The following is a 21,717-nucleotide window of genomic DNA, read 5'->3' as shown; positions in this document are numbered from 1 at the left end:
GTTCGCAAGGGCGATGATGCGCGCTTTCCATGCTTTGCTGTCGGGCAGTAGCGTCGAAGAGTCGTCAGGAAGGACAGGTATGTCGCTACTGAAGCCCGAATCAGTACATCCCGATCGTGCCTATTTCGACCATGCAGCAACCTCTCCACTACGCCGCGAGGCGCTGGAGGCAATGACGTGTGCGGCGTCCGGTAACCCCGGCGCCATTCACAGTTCAGGCCGCGCAGCGCGAGCACTTCTGGAGGATGCACGCGAGGAAATCGCCAGCTTGCTCGGGGTCGGTCCGCTCGAGATCGTGTTCACCAGCGGAGGAACTGAGTCGGACATGCTTGCGGTGATGGGAGCTGTTCGCGACGGCCGCGCGCTGGTATCTGCGGTCGAGCATCCTGCCGTCGGCGGGCTGTCCTCCCCATGGCTTCTTGGTCCGCGATGCGAGTTGCTGCCGGTGGACCACGCTGGGCTTGTCGACCCGGACGAGTTGGTCGAACACTCCGGTAATCTTGACGTCGTATCCGTCATGGCTGTCAACAACGAAACCGGAGTTTGCCAGCCCATCTCGCGGGTCGCTGAGGCAGCTCACCAGACAGGCGCTCTTATGCATACCGACGCCGTCCAGGCCCTTGGCCACATCCCTGTCGATCTCGACGAATGGGGGGTAGATCTCGCATCTTTCTCCGCTCACAAGATCGGTGGCCCGGTCGGGATTGGAGCACTCTGGGTAAGACGGGGGGTGGAACTGCATCCGGTTTCTCCAGGGGGAGGCCAGCAATACGGCATTCGATCGGGGACACAGCCGGTGGCGCTGGCGTGCGGTTTCGCCGCCGCCCTACGTGCCTGTCTCGATGAATTCGACGCCATGACGGCCCGATACCAATCCTGGCGGGAACGCATTATTGCGTGGTGTCGTCAACAGCCCGAGGTAGCTATTGACGATGCACCCTTGACCAGCCCATCGATCATCCATATCAGTATTGCCGGAACCCGCGGGACTGACGTTGTCATGCTTGCTGACCGGGATGGCGTTGACCTTTCTGCCGGTTCGGCCTGCCATGCCGGGGTATCGCGCCCTTCCCCTACAATGCTTGCCATGGGCAGAGACGAAGATGCTGCCTCCTCGGGACTGAGGATTTCGATCGGGTACACCACCACCGATGCCGATATCGATCGTTTGCTCGCCGTCTTACCCGCGGCAATACTCAAGGCAAGCGGGGCTCGGTGAGTCGGCGTCAAGCCTTATCATCGAAGCTCGCCGGGCATCAGATCAATCCGCTACAACACCGTGAGAGGACAACACAGTGAAGGTTCTCGCCGCAATGTCGGGAGGAATTGACTCCGCTGTCGCAGCAGCCCGCCTCGTCGAGGCTGGGCACGACGTTACTGGGGTCCACCTGGCCTTGTCACGCAACCCGCGCTCTCATCGAGAGGGGTCGCGAGGGTGTTGCTCGCTGGAAGATTCCTTCGACGCTCGGCGAGCTGCCGATCGGCTAGGAATCCCCTTTTATGTATGGGATTTTTCGGACCGTTTTGCTGCGGAGGTTATTGACCCCTTTATTGCCGAATACCAGGCTGGTCGCACTCCAAACCCCTGTCTGCGCTGCAACGAGAGGATCAAGTTCGCGGCCCTGCTTGAGCGTGGACTGGACCTCGGATACGACGCTGTCGCGACTGGCCACTATGCCCAGGCAAAGGTCATTGACGGCGTAACGAAGCTATATCGATCAGTTGATCCCGGTAAGGACCAGTCCTATGTGCTGGCGGTCCTCGACCAAGACCAGCTCGCTCACTCGCTATTTCCCCTCGGGAATTCCCTCAAGACGGATGTGCGTCAGGAGGCAGCGGCGCTGGGATTGTCGGTGGCTGATAAGCCCGACTCCAACGATATTTGCTTCATCCCCGACGGGGATACCCCCGGTTGGCTGTCAGAAAAAATCGGCTCGGCCGACGGTGAGATCCGCGACGAATCCGGTGCTCTCGTGGGCCGCCACAACGGCTATCACCGCTTCACCATCGGCCAGCGGCGTGGTTTGCGATTGGGAGTCCCAGCTCCCGACGGCAAGCCACGCTACGTCTTGGACATTGAGCCGGTCAACAATACCGTGGTCGTTGGAGGCGCCGAGGGGCTGACCGTGTATCACATTGAGGCTATTCGACCAGTGTGGTGCTCTGGTGAGCCTGCCGACACCTGGCACGGTCAGGTCCAGGTTCGAGCCCATGGAGACCCGGTACCGGCCACAATTTCCACGGTTCCTAGCGGGGTATCCGTCGAGTTGGAAGATCCCTTGCGTGGAGTCGCCCCCGGCCAGGCAGCCGTCTTCTACGACGGTGACCTCGTCGTCGGATCGGCCACCATCTGCGGTACTGACCGCGCCGGCACGACGGCGGAGCAGGCAGCATGATTGCGACCGGAATCGGCTCCTTACCGGGCGCTGACATGCGCGGAAGTCTGGCTGCGATGGCGGAAACATTTGACCAGCTCATACCTCTGCCAGAGCTACCTGGGCGTGGGGTAGGTGGCCAGATTATTGGGCGGGCAACAGCTGTGCTGGTGGACCTTCCAGTCGACCACGGGCCAGGGGGATGGCGGTTGGCTGATTCTACCGACCATGCCGCTCGGTCGGCGCGCTCCTTGTTGCGTAGCGACCTCGACGATCTCGAGGAGGTTCTGGCTGACGAAGAGGCGCGTGTCAAAATCTCGCTCGCTGGGCCCCTCACCCTGGCGACCGGCCTGCACCTGAGAGCAGGGGAGTCGGTTCTGGCCGACACATCAGCACTAGCCGACGTCACTGCCAGTCTGGCTGAAGGGATCAGCCAGCTCGTAGCCGAACTGCGACGGCGGATGCCGAAAATTACCTGGACACTGCAGGTCGACGAGCCTTCGGCCCCCGCAGTCCTTTCCGGCGCAATCCCCACCCAGTCTGGCTTATATCGCCATCCAGCTATGGCAGGTTCGACAGCGGTGGAGCTGTGGCAGACCGTTGTGTCAGGTTGCGGAGAGGCCGAGGTAAGCATGCACTGCTGCGGGACGCCTGTACCGTGGGAGTTGGCCCACAAAGCCGGATTCTCCACGGTGTGGTGTGAGGTCACCTCCTCGCTCAACCTGGACCGGGTTGCTGAGTGGGTGGAATCTGGTGCACGCCTCGGAATGGGGATTGTCGACACCATGAAGGTGGACGAGGTTCCCCCCGTTGATCACCTTATTGACCGGGTGCTGTGGTTGGCACGGCGGCTTGAGATCGCCCCGGCTCTGCTGAAGTCCGGTTTCCTGACCCCATCCTGCGGGCTGGCAGGGTGGTCGCGTCACAACGCTGCCGATGTGTGCCGTACTGTTAGGCGTGCCGGCGACCTCGTCGACGAACAGCTCGACCGGGCGAGCGGGTAGGGTGTCGGTCGTGGGCTTCTTCACCAATCTCAATCTTGACGGCCAGACTCCGGTACGCACCCGGCCGCGCGTCGGTGATAATCAGTGGGCCCCGGCGGCAGTGCCTACGACGAAGCACAAAAAAATTCAACGGGTTATCGCGCCTATTGCCTTTGGTGTTGCTCTTGCTGTGTTAGTGGGAGTGGGGTATTACTTTTTCCGAATCCTCGTCGTCGGTGGCTGACCTACCCTGTCAGCCTTTAATCATCAGATGACAAGATGAAAACCATACTGGGTGGCTAGTGCTAGCACATAACACCGTATAAAAAAACCGAGTGTTACCCATAGAGAGAACCTCCAAAAATTCATTTTGGTTGTCGCGGCGTAAATAACGACGAGGTATACCGGAGGGATTCCGGTGGTAGCAGAAAAGAACAGCAGCGGCATTCCCCATCGTGGGGTCTCGACGATGTGTGCGGCCCTATCATTCCATCGACGCATCCGCCATCTCCAAGATCCTTCCGGGACCGGCTTGGGCTCTTTGTGCTTGACCCATCTTGAGTTTGCCCCCTTGCGGATGCCGACGAACATGACCTGCTTGCCAATCCCGTGACCAAGAGCTAGGCCTAATGCAACCTCGAGGGGGCCTAATAATCGTGATCCCAGGGCTCCGACGATAAACAACTCGGAATTGAGGACTGGAACGAGACTTGACGCGACGCCGAAGGCGAAGGCCGAGAGGACCTGGTACCAGAACTGCCAGGTGAGATAAGCCTCCATACGTCCTCAGTTGGCCAATGCGGCCATGTGTTGGAGTCGGTTGAGCTCGGAAGCGAGGAACCCTGGCCCACCCTGACGGCCGGCAACTAAGCAGCGCCCTTGTGACAGCGGAACAACAGCGATGACCGTATCTCCCCACCCGGGCATCCAGCCGGCCTCCAACTCCGCAGTGTGGGAGCAATCCATGGGGGTCAATCGCGTGATTCCCTCGGCAGTGAACTCAGGGGCGAGAGCGGTCGAAATAATGACCTGCTTGTCAACATCAAAAAGGGCCGCCCATTGGGTGTGGAAGACGACCGGAACCGCTCCGCACAAGATCTCAGCGGAATGTTCGGGGTCCTCAGACATCCTATTCAAGGTAGCAATGTCGGACTCGATGCTCCAATTCTCCGGATACCGGCTGAGCCATAGGACGTGCACTCCGTCGAGCATGCCGCAGGCCGACACCAGGGTGTCGGGCATCGTGGTGGGTGGCAAAGTCAAGATGAAGTCATCTACGACGTAGTCAGCGCCTTTTTCAACGATTTCGATAGCGGAGATGTCAGCATTGGCAGTGCCCATAGCGGTAGCTACCGATCCCAGGGAGCCTGGCGCGTCTGGCAACTGAATACGAATCATGAGCACGCTCTTATTGTTGCGGGTTGGCCCGACGATCCCAAACCGTGGCAATGCTTGGGCGGGTCATAGGGGTGGGTCACAGTCTGCATTGGAGTCGTTTTCGCGGTCACGTCAGCTCATGGCTCTAGGATGGATGGAGGGCATCCCCGCCCCATGCCGTCAACCAGGAGATTCATCGTGGCCCTTACGCCGGATGACGTCGTCCGTTTGGCCGGCCTGGCACGCATCGATCTCACTGACGACGAGACCGCGTATCTTGCTCCGCAGCTGGACGCGATCCTCGACGCAGTGGCCGCAGTGTCAGCCGTTGCCACCGACGACGTGCCACCTACTTCGCACGCTCTGCCGCTGTCTAACGTCTTCCGCGAGGACGCCATTAAGGAGTCAATGTCCTCCGATGACGCCCTGGCCATGGCCCCTCGCAGTGAGGACCAGCGTTTCCGCGTGCCCCGCATCCTGGATGAGGAGGCACAGTGAACGAGCTTCTGACGTTGACCGCTGCCGAGCTAGGCAAGCGGATTGCGGCGCGACAGATCTCTAGCGAAGAGGTCACCCGGGCCCATTTGGATCGCATTGACGACGTCGACGGCGACATCCGTGCCTTCCTACTCGTGAACCACGATGGGGCTCTCGACACTGCTCGGCGCATTGATGCTCGCATTGCAGATGGTGAGTACCTTGGTCCACTGGCCGGGGTTCCATTGGCTGTCAAGGATCTTTTCTGCGCCAAGGGGCTCGCTACTACAGCATCTTCCCGGATGCTTGAAGGGTGGGTCCCGCCGTACGACTCCACCATTGTGACCCGCTGCAAGGATGCTGGAATGGTGATCCTTGGCAAGACGAACCTTGACGAGTTCGCCATGGGGTCATCGACGGAAACGTCGGCCTTCGGTCCTACCCATAACCCTTGGGATCTTGAGCGGGTGCCCGGTGGTTCCGGTGGCGGTTCGGCAGCTAGCTTGGCCTCCTTCCAGGCCCCGTTGGCTCTGGGTACTGATACCGGGGGTTCGATCCGCCAGCCTGGAGCAGTCACCGGCACCGTCGGCATCAAACCGACCTACGGTTCGACGTCCCGATACGGCGTCATCGCTATGGCTTCCTCCTTGGATACTCCTGGACCCTGCGCTCGGACCGTCCTTGACGCAGCCCTGTTGCACGAGGCGATTGCTGGACACGACGCAATGGACCAAACCACGATCGATCAGCCCACCCCGACGGTCGTCGAGGCGGCTCGGCAGGCGGACGTGACCGGGATGCGCGTTGGCGTCGTTACAGAGTTAGCCGGGGACGGGTACGACCCGCAGGTTGAGGCACGGTTCCATGAGGCTGTTGAGATGTTGACCGATGCGGGAGCTGAGGTCGTCGAGGTCTCTTGCCCGAACTTTGACCTCGCCCTACCGGCCTACTACCTTATTCAGCCCGCCGAGGTGTCCAGCAACCTGGCCCGTTATGACGCCATGCGTTACGGCTTGCGCATCAATGACGACGGTGAGCATTCTGCCGAGCAGGTGATGCGCGCCACCCGCGGTGCTGGATTTGGAGCTGAGGCCAAACGCCGCATCATGTTGGGCACCTACGCCCTGTCGGCTGGCTACTATGACGCCTACTACGGCTCGGCTCAGAAAGTCCGTACCCTCATTCAACGCGACTTTGAGAAGGCCTGGCAGACCTGCGATGTGCTCGTGTCGCCAGCCACACCAACGACCGCTTTCCGGTTGGGTGAGCGCACCGCTGACCCGATGGCGATGTACCGCTCCGATCTATGCACCATCCCAGCCAATATGGCCGGGGGACCCGCAGGCTCCTTCCCGATCGGTCTATCAGGGGCCGATGGCATGCCCGTCGGTATGCAGGTGATGGCGCCGGTCATGGCGGACGATCGGGTCTACCGAGTCGGTGCAGCCTTGGAACGACTGCTAAATGAAAAGTGGGGCGCCCCGCTGCTGGCGAAGGTCCCCGAGCTGAGGGGAGAGCGATGACCGACGAGCTGTTGCCCTATGACGACGTCATGGCCGAATACGAGCCGGTCATTGGGCTAGAGGTACATGTCGAGTTGTCTACCGCGACCAAGATGTTCTGCGGATGCTCAACTGACACGGAGAAGGATCCCAATACCAACGTCTGCCCAGTTTGTTTGGGGCTGCCCGGATCCATGCCGGCCATCAACGGTCATGCCGTCGAGTCGGCTATTCGGATCGGTTTGGCTCTCAACTGTCACATCGCTGAGTGGTGCCGCATGGCTCGGAAGAACTATTTCTATCCGGACATGACGAAGAACTACCAGACCTCCCAGTATGACGAGCCGATTTGCTATGACGGCTGGCTTGACGTCGAAGTAGATGGCGAAACCTACCGCGTCGAGATCGAGCGTGCCCACATGGAGGAAGACGCTGGAAAATCCCTCCACGTCGGAGGTTCTGACGGACGTATTTCCGGTGCCAGTCACTCCCTCCTGGACTACAATCGGGCCGGTGTTCCCCTCATCGAGATCGTCACTAAGCCGATCCGTGGACTGGGGGCCAAAGCCCCTCAGGTAGCGCGTGCCTATATGGCCCAGCTACGGGACATTATGATCGCCCTCGGGGTCTCCGAGGCCAGAATGGAACGGGGCAATCTACGTTGTGACGCCAACGTCTCCCTCATGCCGCGGGGTAGCGAGACCCTAGGCACTCGAACCGAGACCAAGAATGTCAACTCGTTGCGCTCTGTGGAACGAGCGCTGAGGTACGAAATCCAGCGTCAGGGATTCGTGCTGTCCGAGGGCCACAGTGTCCGTCAACAGACCCGGATGTGGCAAGAGGCCAGCGAATACACCATTGCTGGACGTGACAAGTCCGACGCCGAAGATTACCGCTATTTCCCTGAGCCCGATCTAGTGCCAATTGCGCCGTCGCGGGAGTGGGTTGAACAGTTGCGTGCCGAGCTTCCGGAGCTTCCAGCAGCCAAGAAGGGCCGTCTTTCCTCCCAATGGCAGTTCTCCGACGTAGATATGGCTTCAGTTATCAACGCTGGTGCCCTTGACCTCCTCGAAGCGACGGTCGATGCCGGCTGCCAGCCCACCGCGGCCCGCAAGTGGTGGCTGACTGAGCTGTCGCGTCGTGCTAATGAGGCTGGCGTGGATTTGGCCGAAGTCGGCATGACGCCTTCTCAGGTCGCTCAGCTGCAGAAGCTCGTCGATGACGGCACATTGACCGACAAACTCGCTCGTCAGGTGATTGATGGAGTGATTGCTGGTGAGGGGGACCCCCAGCAAGTTGTCGACGGTCGTGGTCTGGCTGTGGTCTCCGACGACGCGGCCTTGGGTTCCGCTGTTGACGATGCCATCGCCGCGAACCCGCAAATCGCGGAGAGGATCCGCGGCGGAAAGGTGCAGGCCGCTGGTGCCCTCATCGGTCAGGTCATGAAGGCTATGAAGGGTCAGGCTGATGCCAAGCGGGTCAGGGAGCTCATCCTGGAAAAGCTCTCCTGACCCAATCGGCGGTGTGCTCCGGCTACTTCACAGCGAGTGGTCGGAGCGCATAAACGCCGCAATGGTTGCGGACTCGCCAAGCACATCCACCTGGGCCACTGATGTGCGTCCGGTAAGAAGCAGGATGATTTCCGAGGGTTTCCCGACCAAGGTAACGATGCGATCTCCAGGGTGGAGTGTGACGGGATCCGTGTGTCCAGCCATCTCGACACGCACGCCGACGGGGGAGCGGCGGGTGAGAGCCCGTCCATATTTGCGAATGATGCCAGCCAACCGTAATTCGACTCGCTGACCGAGTTCTCGCGGATGCCAGTCAGGCTGGGCTCGCAGCAAATCCTCGTGGTGGATGAAGTATTCCATGGAGTTGGCAGCCGAGTCGAGACCGGGGATACGGAAGACCGAGAACCGACCTGGACCATGGGCGAACCGGGCCACGAGGTCCTCAAAAGATCCTGAGGCTTCTAATTTGTCGGCGCGCGCCCGAGCGACGGCGTCAAAGACGCTGACGGCCATCCCAGGGATGGCTAGCGGGTCATTCTCCCGCAGCAGGAGGTGGGTTAGCAGATCTCGAGCCATCCATCCCTTGCACAACGTTGGGGCTTCGGGGCCGAGTCGTGATAGGTCCGCGGCCAGGCCGGCTCGTTCGTCTCGTGCAATGGACATCCAGGTCCTCCTTCAAGCTATGGGTCCATCTTGCCAATACCAGCCCGAAACGCGGTTCCGTCTCAAGATGTCGGTCGTCCGGTGTTCAATGAGGCGCGTGCAGACCGGAAAACCAACTCTTAGCCCGGCGATCGCGGCGAGATTACGCCGTAATGACGCTGGGCTAGTGGCCGCCGTGGTGCAAGACGCTACGACCGGGGATGTCCTCATGATGGCATGGATGGATGACGTTGCTTTGGCCCGCACCTTAGCAACTCGACGGGCCACGTATTGGTCCCGATCTCGTCAGAAGTACTGGGGCAAGGGGGAAACCTCCGGTCACACTCAGCATGTGCGTTCGGTGAACCTCGACTGCGACGGGGATACGCTCCTGCTACGCGTCGACCAGATCGGTGGAGCTTGCCATACCGGCGATCACACCTGTTTCGATGCAGATGTTGTGCTAGCCGAAGAAGCCGAGTCATGATCGACGTCACCCCCTCATGCGAGGAGTTTGCTGCTCTTGCTGTCAATCACACAGTCGTTTCGGCGCGAACCAAACTGGTGTGTGATGGTGACACCCCAGTTGGCCTGTACCAGCATTTGTGTGGTGATCGCGGACTGACTTTCCTGCTGGAGTCAGCCGAGTCTGGCGTCTGGTCGAGGTGGTCCTTCATTGGAGTCAACGCCCGCTGCGCTCTGATTACCGACGGAAACTCGGTGGAATGGGTTGCCGAAAGGCCTGCTGGCTTGGCGGTGAGCAATGATCCTTTGGGTGCCCTCAAAGAGGCTCTGGCCGGCCTCAGTACCCCCGCAGAGCCTGACCTTCCCCCTCTGACGAGCGGATTCGTGGGGTATATCGGTTACGACACGGTCCGTCGTCTTGAAGACATCGGTGACGACGTCGTCGACGATCTTGGTCTTCCAGCAGCATGTCTCATGTTAGTCGGGGAAATTGCAGTACTTGATCACCAGCGTGGTGAACTGTGGCTCATCTCAAACCAGGTGGTCAATGGGATCGATCCCGGCCAGGCCTATGACACCGCGGTTTCCGCTCTCGCCACGATGGTGGCGAGGCTGGCTGAGTCGCGCGAGGCCTTGACGGCCCGTGTTGTCGAACATCCCGCAGTGCCGGTGCAGCGCTAGCGAGCCCCGGAGGAATACAACAAGATGGTTGACACAGCCGTTGGTCGGATTCGCAATGGTGACATATTTCAGGTGGTGCCAAGCCAGCGATTCGACATCGAAACCCGTGCTGATGCCCTCGATATTTACCGGCAACTGCGTCGCGCTAATCCCAGCCCGTACCTCTATCTACTCCGGTTGCCTGGTTTTGACGTGATTGGTTCTTCCCCAGAAGCCCTAGTAACGGTAGCTGACGGTGCGGCGACGACCCACCCCATCGCCGGCACCCGCCCTCGGGGTCGTACCGCAGTTGAGGATCGGGCCATGGAGGACGAGTTGCTGTCCGACCCAAAGGAACGTTCCGAGCACACCATGCTTGTCGACCTTGGCCGCAATGACTTGGGCCGGGTCTGCGTTCCCGGGACAGTCAATGTCACGGAGTTCATGCACGTCGGGCGGTATTCCCACGTAATGCACCTCGAAGCTGCCGTCACCGGTCAGATCGCTGAGGGAATGGACGCCGTCGACGTCACGATGTCCTGTTTCCCAGCAGGCACATTGTCGGGGGCGCCGAAAATTTCTGCTATGCAGATCATTGAGGAGCTTGAGACGACTCGGCGTGGTGTCTACGGCGGAGTCGTCGGGTATTTCGATCTGCGGGGCAACCCCGATTGCGCTATCGCGATCCGCACTGCGGTACTCAAGAATCAAGGAGGCCCATGTTCAGGCGGGTACCGGAATCGTGCTGGAATCAGTCGGATCCCGCAAGAACGCCGAATGCGAGGACAAAGCTGCCGCGGTCATCCAGGCGGTTCAGGACGCGGGATCGCTCTCGGCTCTGCGAGAGGATGAGCAGTGAAATCTCCGATCCGAACTGGCTGGCGAGTCGTGCTCGGTGCCGTCCCCATTGCGGCGGCTACCCTTATCAGCCTTTCCTCACGTTGCACCTGGCTGGAACGGGCCGGCATTGGCTTGACGGGGGCCGAGATCACAGGTGGCCTAATGACGACTGCTGCCTTGATGCTTGTCATCACGGTGGCTTTCCTGTTTGTGGTTAGAACGACTGGTCGTCGGGTCACCGGGATCCTGCAGGCCCTTGTAGGGGTAGGGATCGTGACTATCGTGGTGACCCATCGCAGTGCCACTGCGCATCAGTGGGCCGCTAAAGGCACCAGTGCCGGAGCTCCCCAGGTACATATCAGCGCCTGGCCTTGGGTATGCCTCGTAGCGGGGGTGTTGACGAGCCTCAGCGGTATCGGGCTGGCAGCGCTGGCAGACCGTTTGCCCCGTCGGTCCGCTCGACGTAAGGGCGAATTCATCGGCGACTCGCGTTTAGCCTGGGACGCTTTGGATAGGGGAGAAGACCCAACGGTCGGTGATGCAGCGGAGGCACCAGCCGGCAAAGCCGAGTCGGGATTCTCACCATCTCACAGTGAAGTGTCGCGAACAGGATCGCCAAAATTGCCTGTTGACGAGTCAGCCTTTAACAGCAGCAGTAACTGAACAGGGGTCAGCAAACCCGTATCGACGGCGCACCAGGGTAGCATTAGCACTGGATTCACCGTGTTGCGGACGTCTACCCTCGACCAACTCGCGGGTGCAGCCCGCATTTTGACCAGCTGCGTGGACAATCCGCGCCTGACCACCGGAGGGAACACCATGAGCGCTGATCGCGCTACTCGTCACTATCAGCACGGCGGGAGTCCCGCAAACTGGGCAGGCTCGATCGTCGCCCTCATTGGCTTCATCGTAGCCACCGTTGGTGCCATGGCCGGGCCGAGTTGGACCACCTGCATCATCGGCGCAGCCTTAGTCATGCTAGGTGGCGTTGTCACCCTGGTGATGCGTGCTATGGGTTATGGTGGGGCGAGCTGAATGGTGCCCACTGTTACCGGAACGGTCCTTGACGAGATCATCGCCGGTGTTCTCGAAGACCTTCACGAGCGTCAGCTCATGGTCACCTCGGATAATCTTCGTGAGGCCATTGAGCTCGTAGCCCCCGCTATCGATCCAGTCCCGAGGCTAACGGCTCCTGGCCTGTCGGTTATCTCAGAAGTCAAGCGGTCAAGCCCGTCAAAAGGCCAGCTGGCTGCCATTAATGATCCCGCCGTACTGGCCGATCGGTACCGTTCCGGGGGAGCCGCTGCTATCAGTGTTATCACCGAGGAACGCCGATTTCAGGGATCCCTGGCCGACCTTGACGCGGTGCGTTCAAAAGTTGAGATTCCAGTGCTCCGCAAGGATTTCGTAGTCACGGAATATCAGGTGCTCGAAGCCCGCGCACACGGGGCTGACCTCATCCTCCTCATTGTTGCCGCGTTGTCTGACGACGACTTGCGGCGCCTATATGACCTCGCGATCGAGCTGGGTATGACCCCACTAGTCGAGGTTCATACTCCTGAAGAGGCGAGTCGAGCCGCAGCTCTTGACGCCCGCGTGGTGGATGTAAATGCGCGCAACCTCAAGACCCTTGACGTCGATAAGACTATCTTCGGTGAGCTCCTCGACGAGCTGCCTGAAAGCGTCGTCAAGGTGGCCGAGTCCGGAATTCGGTGTGTAGACGAGGCCGTCGAAGCTCATGACCTTGGTGCTGACGCTGTGTTAGTGGGGGAGATGCTCGTCCGTCATGCTGAACCAGCACAGGTGCTGCGCAAGATCCACCATGCCACCGTCTAACCCTAACATCTAACGGAAAGGACGACCATGTCTGCACGAGACCTGCCCGACGTTCAGGGCCACTTCGACCGTTTCGGCGGTAGAAGCTCTCCAGGCTGCTCTTAACCAGCTCGCGGAGACCTTTGAGGCCGCGATGGCCGATCCTGACTTCATCGCTCAGCTGGAGGATCTGCGCCGGAATTACGCCGGGCGCCCTTCCCTGCTCACGGAGGCACCGCGGTTTTCTGAGTACGTCGCCCAGCAGACCAGCCGTACGGTGCGGGTCCTGCTGAAGCGTGAAGACCTCAACCACACCGGCTCTCACAAGATCAACAATGTGTTGGGCCAAGCCCTGCTGGCCCGAAAAATGGGCAAACACCGCCTTATTGCCGAGACGGGAGCCGGGCAGCATGGAGTGGCGACGGCGACCGTGGCTGCGATGATGGGCATGGAATGCCGGATCTATATGGGCCAGGTCGACACCGAGCGTCAGGCCCTCAATGTGGCTCGCATGCAGCTGCTGGGCGCCGAGGTCATTGCAGTGGAAGCCGGCTCGCGTACGCTGAAGGATGCCATGAACGAGGCCATGCGAGATTGGGTGACCCACATTGAGGGCACGCACTACCTCATCGGTACTGCTTCCGGGCCTCACCCGTTCCCCAAGATAGTGCGAGAGTTCCAGCGGGTCATCTCTGCGGAGGCCTGTCAGCAGTGCCTTGATCGGGTTGGACGACTTCCTGACGCTGTCTGTGCTTGCGTCGGTGGCGGGTCGAACGCCATCGGATCGTTCGCCGAGTTCATTGACGACCCTGAGGTTCGTCTTTACGGTTTTGAAGCAGGTGGTGACGGCGTCGAGACCGGACGCCATGCAGCGTCGATCACGGGAGGTTCCGTCGGTGTGCTGCACGGTACCCGAACCTATATTCTGCAGGATCCAGACGGTCAGACGATGGAATCTCACTCCATTTCGACTGGCTTGGACTACCCGGGAGTCGGTCCTGAACACTCCTGGCTAGCGGCCCAGCAGCGTGCCACATACCTGCCGGTAAACGACCGTGAGGCCATGGAGGCTCTGCGAACTCTCACCCGCACCGAGGGTATCCTGCCGGCTATTGAGTCGGCGCATGCTGTCGCTGGCGTTCTACAGATTGCGAAGGATCTACCGGATCACGACGGCGAGCCACCAGTGATCATCATCACGGTATCGGGTCGCGGGGACAAGGACGTCGACACCGCCCTGAAGTGGTTCGACATTGACGGCAACGTTGACGCTACGACAGGAGGTATGGAATGACCAGCAGTGCCGACGCCTACCTGAAAGCCCGCCAGGAGAACCGTCCGGCCCTCGTGGGTTACCTTCCGGTAGGATACCCGTCGGTTCCTGACTCCATCGATGCCATGAAGGCCCTGACGACCGGGACTACCGGGATCGGCGTCGACCTCGTCGAGATCGGAATGCCCTATTCCGACCCAATGATGGACGGCACCGTCATTCAGCACGCCACCACCCGAGCTTTGGAGCGCGGGGTACACACCCGCGACACCCTATTGACCGCCGAAGCCGTGGCTGAAACCGGAACTCCATGCGTCGTCATGACCTATTGGAATCTTGTCGAGCACTACGGTGTCGACGCTTACGCTCGCGATCTGGCATCCGCGGGTGGCTCAGGACTCATCACCCCGGACCTCACCCCCGATGAGGCTGAGGAGTGGATAGCAGCTTCCGATGCGCACGGCCTAGACCGTGTCTTCCTGGTCGCGCCTTCGTCCACCGGTGAAAGACTAACGTCAACGATCATGGCGTGCCGCGGCTGGGTTTACGCCACTTCAGTGATGGGAGTGACGGGAACTCGACCCCAGATATCGTCGGCAGCACCCGAGTTGGTGGCCAGAGTGAGGGACGTTAACCCCGATATCCCCGTAGGCGTCGGATTGGGAGTGTCCACAGGCGACCAGGCCGCCGAGGTTGGTTCCTTTGCCGATGGCGTCATCGTCGGGTCGGCCCTGGTACATGCTCTCGTCGAAGCTGAAGAGCAGGGGGACCTGGTGGCGACAGGAATTGACCGGATGCGTATCATCGTCGATGACCTGGTGGCCGGAGCGCGACGGGCAGAACGCCGGTGAGCCAGTTATCGATCCCCAGCCCATCAGTCGGGGCTTTTCATCTTGGACCGCTGACTATCCACATCTACGCCCTGTGTATCCTCGCAGGCATCGTCATTGCCTACATCGGTGGTGAGCGTCGCTATCAGGCTTGTGACGGTAAGCAGGAACATTTTGAGGAATTGTGTACCCTCGGCGTCATTGCCGGAATTATTGGTGGACGGCTCTACCACGTCATCACCGATCATCAGCTGTACTTCGGCCCAGGTCGGACGTGGTATCACTCATTGTTTATCTGGCAGGGCGGTCTAGGCATCTGGGGAGCCATTACGCTGGGCGGTCTGGCAATCTTGCTTTATTGCCGGCACAAGGACATTCGCTTCGCCCCTGTGGCGGACTCTCTCGCCCCTGGAATTCTGGCTGCCCAGGCGATCGGACGGTTAGGGAACTGGTTTAACCAGGAGCTTTTTGGCCGCCCAACGAGCCTCCCATGGGGTCTCGAGATCGACCTAGCCCATCGCCCTGCGGGATATCTGCAGTACGCGACCTTCCACCCCACTTTCCTCTATGAACTGTTGTGGAACTTGGCTGGTGCCGCGTTCCTGGTGTGGGCCGATCGACGTTGGACGCTCGACCACGGTCGTCTGTTCACATTGTACGTGGCGATCTACACCTTTGGGCGTTTTTGGATTGAGCGGCTACGCATCGATCCGGCTCATCACGTGGGACAATGGCGGCTCAATGACATTACTGCTCTGGTTGTCTTTACTGGTGCGGTCGTCATACTGATCGTCCTGCAAGGCCGCCACGGCAAGGACAATGAGCACAGCATGACAGCTCATAACGCTGAGTGATCTTATCGCGATGAGTCCACAACTCGGACATATGTGTCAAGGCGTGATCACTGTGTGACAATATTTTCCCGGCGCGTCTGGGTATCGCGACGCACCTGCCTCCGTCGAAAGGAGTACCAATGATCTTCGGCCATCACCCCCGACAGGGGCTCTACGACCCCCAATTCGAGCACGATGCTTGTGGAGTGGCCTTCGTGGCCACCATGACGGGTGTGGCTAGCCATAAGATCATTGAGCAGGGACTCGAAGCGCTGCGTAACCTAGATCACCGTGGTGCCACCGGCGCTGATCCGGCCGCGGGAGATGGTGCCGGCATCCTCATTCAGGTCCCTGATGCTTTCTTGCGGAGGACTACCGGAATCCGGCTGCCAGAGCCCGGTGCGTATGCCGTTGGTTTAGCTTTCATGCCAGTCGACGAAGCTAAGCGTGCTCGCGCCCGGGCCGCCATTGAACTCATCGCCGCTGATGAGGGCATCGAGGCGTTGGGTTGGCGTGAAGTTCCTATACATACCCATACCCTTTCCAAGGTTTCTCTGGGCACTATGCCCCATTTTGAGCACCTCCTGATCCGCGCTCGCGATGGTCGTGTAGGCATGGACCTGGAACGTTTGGCGTTCGTATTGCGGCGGCGTGCCCAGCATGAGGCCGGGGTGTACTTTGCCTCGCTGTCCTCGCGCACTCTCGTTTACAAGGGTATGCTGACAACTAATCAGCTTGAGGAGGTCTTCCCGGAACTTCATGACACGGATTTGTCTAGCGCCTTAGCACTAGTCCACTCGCGGTTCTCGACGAATACCTTTCCTGCGTGGGAACTGGCCCATCCTTACCGCCTTATCGCCCATAATGGCGAGATCAACACGGTGCGCGGAAACCGCAACTGGATGCAAGCGCGCGAAGCGCTTCTCCATTCCGACCTCATTCCCGGCGATCTGACCCGGCTCTACCCGATCTGTACCCCGTCTGGCTCGGACTCCGCGTCCTTCGATGAGGTTCTGGAGCTGCTCCACCTAGGTGGACGCTCCCTACCCCATGCCGTCCTCATGATGATCCCGGAGGCGTGGCAGAAGAACACCGAGATGTCCCAAGAGCTGCGCGACTTTTACGAGTTCCACTCTTTCCTTATGGAGCCATGGGATGGTCCGGCTTGTGTCACCTTCACTGACGGTAACCAGATTGGTGCGGTGCTGGACCGTAACGGTTTGCGTCCGGCGCGTTACTGGTTGACCGACGACGGTCTTGTCATCTTTGCTTCAGAATCGGGAGTGCTCGACTTGCCGGACGCCCACGTTGTCGAGAAGGGACGCCTCAAGCCTGGCCGAATGTTCCTGGTTGACCTGACAGAGCACCGCGTTGTTGATGACTCTGAGATTAAGACTGGTCTGGCTTCTGTCAAGCCTTATGGGGAGTGGCTCGACCAGGGACGCATCGACCTTGACGACCTGCCAGAGCGGACTCACATCGTTCACTCTCACGCATCGGTGACCCGGCGTCAGCAACTTTTCGGGTATACCTCCGAGGAACTTAAGGTGCTTGTCGCCCCCATGGCGAACCAGGGGGCCGAGGCCACTGGTGCGATGGGAACTGACACCCCGTTGGCGGTGCTATCCAACCGTCCGCGGATGCTCTGGGACTATTTCAGCCAGCTGTTCGCCCAGGTAACCAATCCGCCTTTAGACGCTATCCGCGAGGAGCTCGTCACCTCCCTGACAGGCACCATCGGCCCCGAGGCTAACCTGCTTGAGCCCGGCCCGGAATCATGTCGTCAGGTGGTCGTCAACTACCCGATTATTGATTCCGACCAGCTCGCCAAGATCATCCATATCAACGCTGAAGGGGAGCACCCAGATCGCAAAACCCATGTGGTGAGGGGTCTTTTCGCGGTCGAAGAGGGCGGCGAGGGCCTGCGTCGCCGTATCGAGGAGATTCGTGCCGAAGTTTCTGAGGCCATTGCTGACGGGGCCACTATCATTGTGCTCTCGGACCGCCATGCCACTCGCGAGCTCGCGCCGATCCCATCTCTGCTCCTCACCTCGGCTATTCACCACCACTTGGTGAGGGAGAAGACCCGTACCAGGGCCGGTCTCGTCGTCGAGGCTGGTGACGTCCGCGAAGTGCATCACGTCGCCCTCCTCATGGGTTACGGCGCCTCGGCCGTCAACCCCTATCTGCTCTTCGAATCGGCCGAGGATATGGCTCGACACGAGGTGTGGGTGTCTACTGACCCCGAAACCGCTATCCACAACGTGTACAAGGCCCTTGGTAAAGGCGTCCTTAAGACGATGAGCAAGATGGGCGTCTCCACCATCCCGTCGTACACCGGAGCCCAGATCTTCGAGGCTACCGGGCTATCGGAGGAATTCATTGACGAGTACTTCACTGGGACGACGAGTCGCATCGAGGGGGTTGGCCTGACCGAGATCGCTCAAGAAATCTTAGTTCGTCACCTCAGCGCCTATCCGGAGACAGGTGTGCGTCTAGCCCACCGGACCCTCCAATCTGGCGGCCACTACCAGTGGCGTCGGGAGGGGGAGCAGCACCTCGTCGATCCAGAGTCGATATTCCGGCTGCAGCTGGCTGCACGTACCAATGACTACGAACAATTCTGCCGCTACACCGACCACATCAACGACAATTCAAGCAGGCTCATGACTCTGCGGTCTTTGTTGGAGTTCCGTCATGATCGTCCGCCCGTCCCACTCGAAGAGGTCGAGCCAGCCAGCGAGGTCGTCAAGAGGTTCTCCACCGGTGCTATGAGCTACGGCTCTATTTCCATGGAGGCCCATCAGACCCTGGCGATCGCGATGAACCGGATTGGAGGCAAGTCGAATACTGGGGAGGGGGGCGAGGATCCTGAACGTCTCTATGATCCAGAGCGTCGTTCGGCTATCAAGCAGGTGGCATCGGGACGATTCGGCGTGACTAGCGAGTACCTGGTCAATGCTGACGACATCCAGATCAAAATGGCCCAAGGAGCTAAGCCGGGCGAGGGCGGTCAGCTCCCTGGCCCGAAGGTCTACCCATGGGTGGCTAAGACCCGTCACTCGACTCCAGGCGTGGGACTCATTTCTCCGCCCCCGCACCACGACATCTACTCCATTGAGGACCTCAAGCAGCTCATTCATGACCTCAAGTGCGCCAACCCTCGGGCTCGGATCCACGTCAAGCTCGTGGCCGAGACTGGTGTTGGAACTGTTGCTGCCGGCGTCTCGAAAGCCAAGGCCGACGTCGTGCTGATTTCTGGCCACGACGGTGGCACCGGTGCAGCTCCGCTAACCTCGATCAAACATGCCGGTGGCCCTTGGGAGCTTGGCCTGGCGGAGGCTCAGCAGACCTTGCTCCTTAATGGTCTTCGTGACCGCATCGTGGTGCAGTGCGACGGGCAGCTTAAGACTGGACGTGACGTCGTTATAGCGGCCTTGCTCGGCGCCGAGGAATTCGGGTTCGCGACCACTGCGCTGATCGTCGAGGGATGCGTCATGATGCGTAAATGTCATACCGATACCTGCCCGGTAGGTGTGGCTACTCAGAATCCGGAGTTGCGTAAGAAATTCGCCGGCAACCCCGACCACGTCGTCAATTTCATGATGATGATGGCCGAGCAGACCCGTGAGATTCTCGCTGAGCTTGGCTTCCGTTCCATTAACGAGGCCGTCGGCCATGTGGATGCGCTGGATGCCCGTAAGGCTATTACGCACTGGAAAGCTAAGGGCCTTGACTTGTCGCCGATCCTGCATCAGGTTGAACGTCCCGAAGGCTCTGCGCTGCGTCACGTTCGCGATCAGAATCATGACCTCGAGACGAGTCTCGATATGAGGCTCATCGACATGTGTGCGGACGCTTTGACTAATGCTGCTCCCATTCGCCGCGAGGTTAGCATCCGTAACGTCGATCGCACCGTCGGAGCCATGTTGGGTAGCCGTGTGACGGTGGCCACCCAGGGCAAAGGTCTTCCTGATAACACCATCGACCTCACCTTCACCGGTACCGCTGGACAAAGCTTCGGCGCCTTCGTGCCACGGGGCATGACGATGAGGCTCGTCGGCGACGCCAACGACTACGTCGGTAAAGGGCTGTCCGGTGGCCGGGTGATCCTCACTCCGCCGTCGAAAGCGCCATTCCAACCACGTCACCAGATCATTGCTGGAAACGTCGTTGGTTACGGCGCCACCTCCGGCGAAATCTTGCTGTGCGGTCAGGTGGGAGAAAGGTTCTGTGTGCGCAACTCGGGAGCCACCGCCGTCGTGGAAGGAGTCGGCGACCACGGTTGTGAATACATGACCGGGGGAGAAGCGCTGGTGCTTGGCGTCACCGGACGGAACTTCGCAGCTGGCATGTCCGGCGGTGTGGCATGGGTGCGCAACCTTGATGTCAGCCATCTCAACCCGGATATGGTCGATGCCCTGCCGATGGAACAGGCCGATGTTGATCGGGTTATCGAGTTACTGAAATTGCACCAGGCCGAGACTGGATCCACCCTCGCCAAGGAGATCCTGGCGGAAAGAGCTGATGGGATTCGCAACTCTTTTGTGAAGGTGGTGCCGCGCGACTACGCCGTGATGATGAAGGCCATGGTCGACGCTGAGGAGCGCGGCCTGACTGAGAACGAGACGACCGAACTGCTCATGGAGGTGTCCCATGGCTGATTTGCACGGCTTTATGAAAGTGCCTCGACAAGAGGCGCAACGCCGTCCGGTCGAAGAGCGCGTCCAAGATTGGAAAGAGGTATACCCAGGCGGACCTGGACACGCCCTTCTGCCCATCATCACTGACCAGGCGAGCCGGTGCATGGCCTGTGGTGTGCCGTTCTGTCATACCGGCTGTCCGTTAGGTAATCTTATCCCTGATTGGAACGACCTCATCTGGCGAGACGAATGGCGCGGGGCTCTTGACTCGCTGCAAGCCACCAACAATTTCCCGGAGTTCACCGGTCGACTGTGCCCCGCTCCTTGCGAGACAGCGTGCGTTGAAGGGATAAACCGCGACCCAGTGACGATCAAGAACATTGAGGTCGCCATCATCGACAAGGCCTGGGAGGACCGCCGGGTCATTCCGATGGTGCCTGAGTGGCATTCGCTCAAGACGGCCGCGGTGGTCGGATCCGGCCCCGCGGGACTGGCAGCCGCCCAACAGCTCACCCGTGCTGGGCACACGGTGGTTGTCTACGAACGCGATGACGCCGTGGGTGGATTGCTGCGTTATGGCATCCCGGACTTCAAGATGGAAAAGTCGGTTCTTGACCGTCGAATTAAGCAGATGGTGCTGGAGGGTACCGTCTTTAAGACGAACACTGAAATTGGCATCGACATCACTGGTGAACAGTTGCGTGAGCGGTTTGACGCCGTCATTTTGGCTACCGGCTCCGCCGTTCCGCGCGTGCTGGATGCTCCAGGTATCGATCTCGACGGGGCCTGCTACGCCATGGAGTACCTCACCCAGCAAAACCGTGTCGTGGCGGGGACAGAGGTTCCCGATCAGATTCGCGCCGACGGTAAGCACGTCGTCATCATTGGTGGCGGAGACACTGCCAACGATTGTGTAGGTACCGCCGTGCGTCAGAGCGCGACCTCGATCACCCAGCTACAGTACAACCCAAAGCCACCCAAGGACCGACCGGCAAGCTATCCTTGGCCAATCTATCCGCACCTTCTACGGGTCTCCAGCTCCAATGAGGAAGGCGGAGAGCGGGTGTACTCAATCAACACCATCGAGATCGTTAGTAATGACGAGGGCCGCGTCAAGGCAGTTCGGGTGGTCTCAGGCCATCGCAACAAGAACCGGGTGTTTATCGCAGATGAGGGCAGTGTACACGATCTGCCGGCCGATCTGGTGATCTTTGCGATGGGATTCGCTCATCCGGAGCATAACGGTGTCATCGCTGAGCTGGGTCTGGAACTCGACGGCCGGGGCAATATCGTCAGAAACGATTCCTATGAGACCAACGTGCCGGGGGTTTTCGCCTGCGGTGATGCGGGCCGTGGTCAGTCCCTTGTAGTATGGGCCATCGCGGAGGGACGTGCCGCAGCTAACGGCGTCGATGCGTACCTCAAGGGATCGCCGTCAATGCTACCGAAACCGGTAAGACCGTCGGATCGCCAGATGATGGTGTGACGAGC

The 21,717-nt window shown here is 59.9% G+C and carries 18 protein-coding genes and 3 pseudogenes; 18 read left to right on the top strand and 3 right to left on the bottom strand.

Annotated elements, in window-relative coordinates; all coding sequences use genetic code 11:
* The first annotated feature begins 13 nt into the window (after positions 1–13).
* From F1563_RS01535 to F1563_RS01520, 4 genes are all read left to right on the top strand, one after another.
* Positions 14–1,219 (top strand): cysteine desulfurase family protein, encoded by a 1,206-nt coding sequence (locus F1563_RS01535; RefSeq protein WP_081414828.1) that lies wholly within the window; start codon positions 14–16, stop codon positions 1,217–1,219.
* Positions 1,220–1,313: 94 nt separating this feature from the next.
* Positions 1,314–2,396, top strand: coding sequence for a tRNA 2-thiouridine(34) synthase MnmA (mnmA, locus tag F1563_RS01530; RefSeq protein WP_002533743.1), 1,083 nt, complete (start codon positions 1,314–1,316; stop codon positions 2,394–2,396).
* 35 nt (positions 2,397–2,431) lie between these two features.
* Positions 2,432–3,379: a methionine synthase gene (locus tag F1563_RS01525; RefSeq protein ID WP_230845046.1), complete on the top strand. Its 948-nt coding sequence runs from the start codon at positions 2,432–2,434 to the stop codon at positions 3,377–3,379.
* Positions 3,380–3,389: 10 nt separating this feature from the next.
* On the top strand, positions 3,390–3,602 hold the full coding sequence (locus F1563_RS01520; protein WP_002526878.1) for a hypothetical protein: 213 nt from the start codon (positions 3,390–3,392) through the stop codon (positions 3,600–3,602).
* 23 nt (positions 3,603–3,625) lie between these two features.
* Here the strand turns inward: F1563_RS01520 and F1563_RS01515 are convergent, their stop codons facing one another.
* Together F1563_RS01515 and F1563_RS01510 are read right to left on the bottom strand one after the other, a co-directional pair.
* Positions 3,626–4,138, bottom strand: a complete 513-nt coding sequence (locus F1563_RS01515; protein WP_002526877.1) for a VTT domain-containing protein — start codon at positions 4,136–4,138, stop codon at positions 3,626–3,628.
* 6 nt (positions 4,139–4,144) lie between these two features.
* Positions 4,145–4,756: an ACT domain-containing protein gene (locus F1563_RS01510; protein ID WP_002526876.1), complete on the bottom strand. Its 612-nt coding sequence runs from the start codon at positions 4,754–4,756 to the stop codon at positions 4,145–4,147.
* Between the two features lie 153 nt (positions 4,757–4,909).
* Between F1563_RS01510 and gatC the strand changes: the two genes are divergently transcribed.
* The 3 genes from gatC to gatB are packed head-to-tail and all read left to right on the top strand — an operon-like array spanning position 4,910 to position 8,225.
* Entirely contained in the window at positions 4,910–5,233 is a 324-nt protein-coding gene (gene gatC, locus F1563_RS01505) for an Asp-tRNA(Asn)/Glu-tRNA(Gln) amidotransferase subunit GatC (RefSeq protein ID WP_002526875.1), read from the top strand.
* Positions 5,230–6,735 (top strand): Asp-tRNA(Asn)/Glu-tRNA(Gln) amidotransferase subunit GatA, encoded by a 1,506-nt coding sequence (gene gatA, locus F1563_RS01500; protein ID WP_002526874.1) that lies wholly within the window; start codon positions 5,230–5,232, stop codon positions 6,733–6,735. Before gatC ends, gatA begins: the two co-directional genes overlap by 4 nt.
* Positions 6,732–8,225: an Asp-tRNA(Asn)/Glu-tRNA(Gln) amidotransferase subunit GatB gene (gatB, locus tag F1563_RS01495; protein ID WP_002526873.1), complete on the top strand. Its 1,494-nt coding sequence runs from the start codon at positions 6,732–6,734 to the stop codon at positions 8,223–8,225. The genes gatA and gatB overlap by 4 nt, the downstream gene beginning before the upstream one ends.
* 27 nt (positions 8,226–8,252) lie before the next feature.
* Here gatB and F1563_RS01490 read toward each other — a convergent pair whose 3' ends face one another.
* Positions 8,253–8,888, bottom strand: a complete 636-nt coding sequence (locus tag F1563_RS01490; RefSeq protein WP_002526872.1) for a TIGR03085 family metal-binding protein — start codon at positions 8,886–8,888, stop codon at positions 8,253–8,255.
* Between the two features lie 88 nt (positions 8,889–8,976).
* Here F1563_RS01490 and hisI point away from each other — a divergent pair, with 88 nt between their 5' ends.
* From hisI to F1563_RS01435, 11 genes and pseudogenes are all read left to right on the top strand, one after another.
* Positions 8,977–9,354 (top strand): phosphoribosyl-AMP cyclohydrolase, encoded by a 378-nt coding sequence (gene hisI, locus F1563_RS01485; protein ID WP_036958225.1) that lies wholly within the window; start codon positions 8,977–8,979, stop codon positions 9,352–9,354.
* Complete coding sequence (locus F1563_RS13945) at positions 9,351–10,013, top strand: chorismate-binding protein (protein ID WP_002526870.1); 663 nt, start codon at positions 9,351–9,353, stop codon at positions 10,011–10,013. The genes hisI and F1563_RS13945 overlap by 4 nt, the downstream gene beginning before the upstream one ends.
* Before the next feature lie 24 nt (positions 10,014–10,037).
* Positions 10,038–10,643, top strand: a pseudogene (locus F1563_RS13940) (anthranilate synthase component I family protein); the annotation flags it as partial.
* A 255-nt stretch (positions 10,644–10,898) separates the two neighbouring features.
* Positions 10,899–11,536, top strand: a pseudogene (locus tag F1563_RS01470) (Trp biosynthesis-associated membrane protein).
* A 115-nt stretch (positions 11,537–11,651) separates the two neighbouring features.
* On the top strand, positions 11,652–11,867 hold the full coding sequence (locus F1563_RS01465; protein WP_007433844.1) for an HGxxPAAW family protein: 216 nt from the start codon (positions 11,652–11,654) through the stop codon (positions 11,865–11,867).
* Positions 11,868–12,668 carry an indole-3-glycerol phosphate synthase TrpC gene (gene trpC, locus F1563_RS01460; RefSeq protein WP_002526866.1) on the top strand — a complete coding sequence of 267 codons (801 nt, stop codon included), beginning with the start codon at positions 11,868–11,870 and terminating at the stop codon, positions 12,666–12,668. It abuts the gene before it with no gap.
* Positions 12,669–12,695: 27 nt separating this feature from the next.
* Positions 12,696–13,941, top strand: a pseudogene (gene trpB, locus F1563_RS01455) (tryptophan synthase subunit beta).
* Complete coding sequence (gene trpA, locus F1563_RS01450; RefSeq protein ID WP_002546862.1) at positions 13,938–14,771, top strand: tryptophan synthase subunit alpha; 834 nt, start codon at positions 13,938–13,940, stop codon at positions 14,769–14,771. The pseudogene trpB and the gene trpA overlap by 4 nt, the downstream one beginning before the upstream one ends.
* Complete coding sequence (gene lgt, locus F1563_RS01445; RefSeq protein WP_002526863.1) at positions 14,768–15,604, top strand: prolipoprotein diacylglyceryl transferase; 837 nt, start codon at positions 14,768–14,770, stop codon at positions 15,602–15,604. The genes trpA and lgt overlap by 4 nt, the downstream gene beginning before the upstream one ends.
* Before the next feature lie 119 nt (positions 15,605–15,723).
* Positions 15,724–20,247, top strand: coding sequence for a glutamate synthase large subunit (gene gltB, locus F1563_RS01440; protein ID WP_002546863.1), 4,524 nt, complete (start codon positions 15,724–15,726; stop codon positions 20,245–20,247).
* The gene (locus tag F1563_RS01435) at positions 20,240–21,712 is read left to right on the top strand and encodes a glutamate synthase subunit beta (protein ID WP_149302528.1); all 1,473 of its coding nucleotides are present in this window, start codon (positions 20,240–20,242) and stop codon (positions 21,710–21,712) included. Before gltB ends, F1563_RS01435 begins: the two co-directional genes overlap by 8 nt.
* Positions 21,713–21,717: the final 5 nt, after the last annotated feature.

This window comes from Cutibacterium modestum (assembly GCF_008326345.1).
GTDB lineage: Bacteria > Actinomycetota > Actinomycetes > Propionibacteriales > Propionibacteriaceae > Cutibacterium > Cutibacterium modestum.
This window is presented reverse-complemented; position numbering and strand designations above follow the sequence as displayed.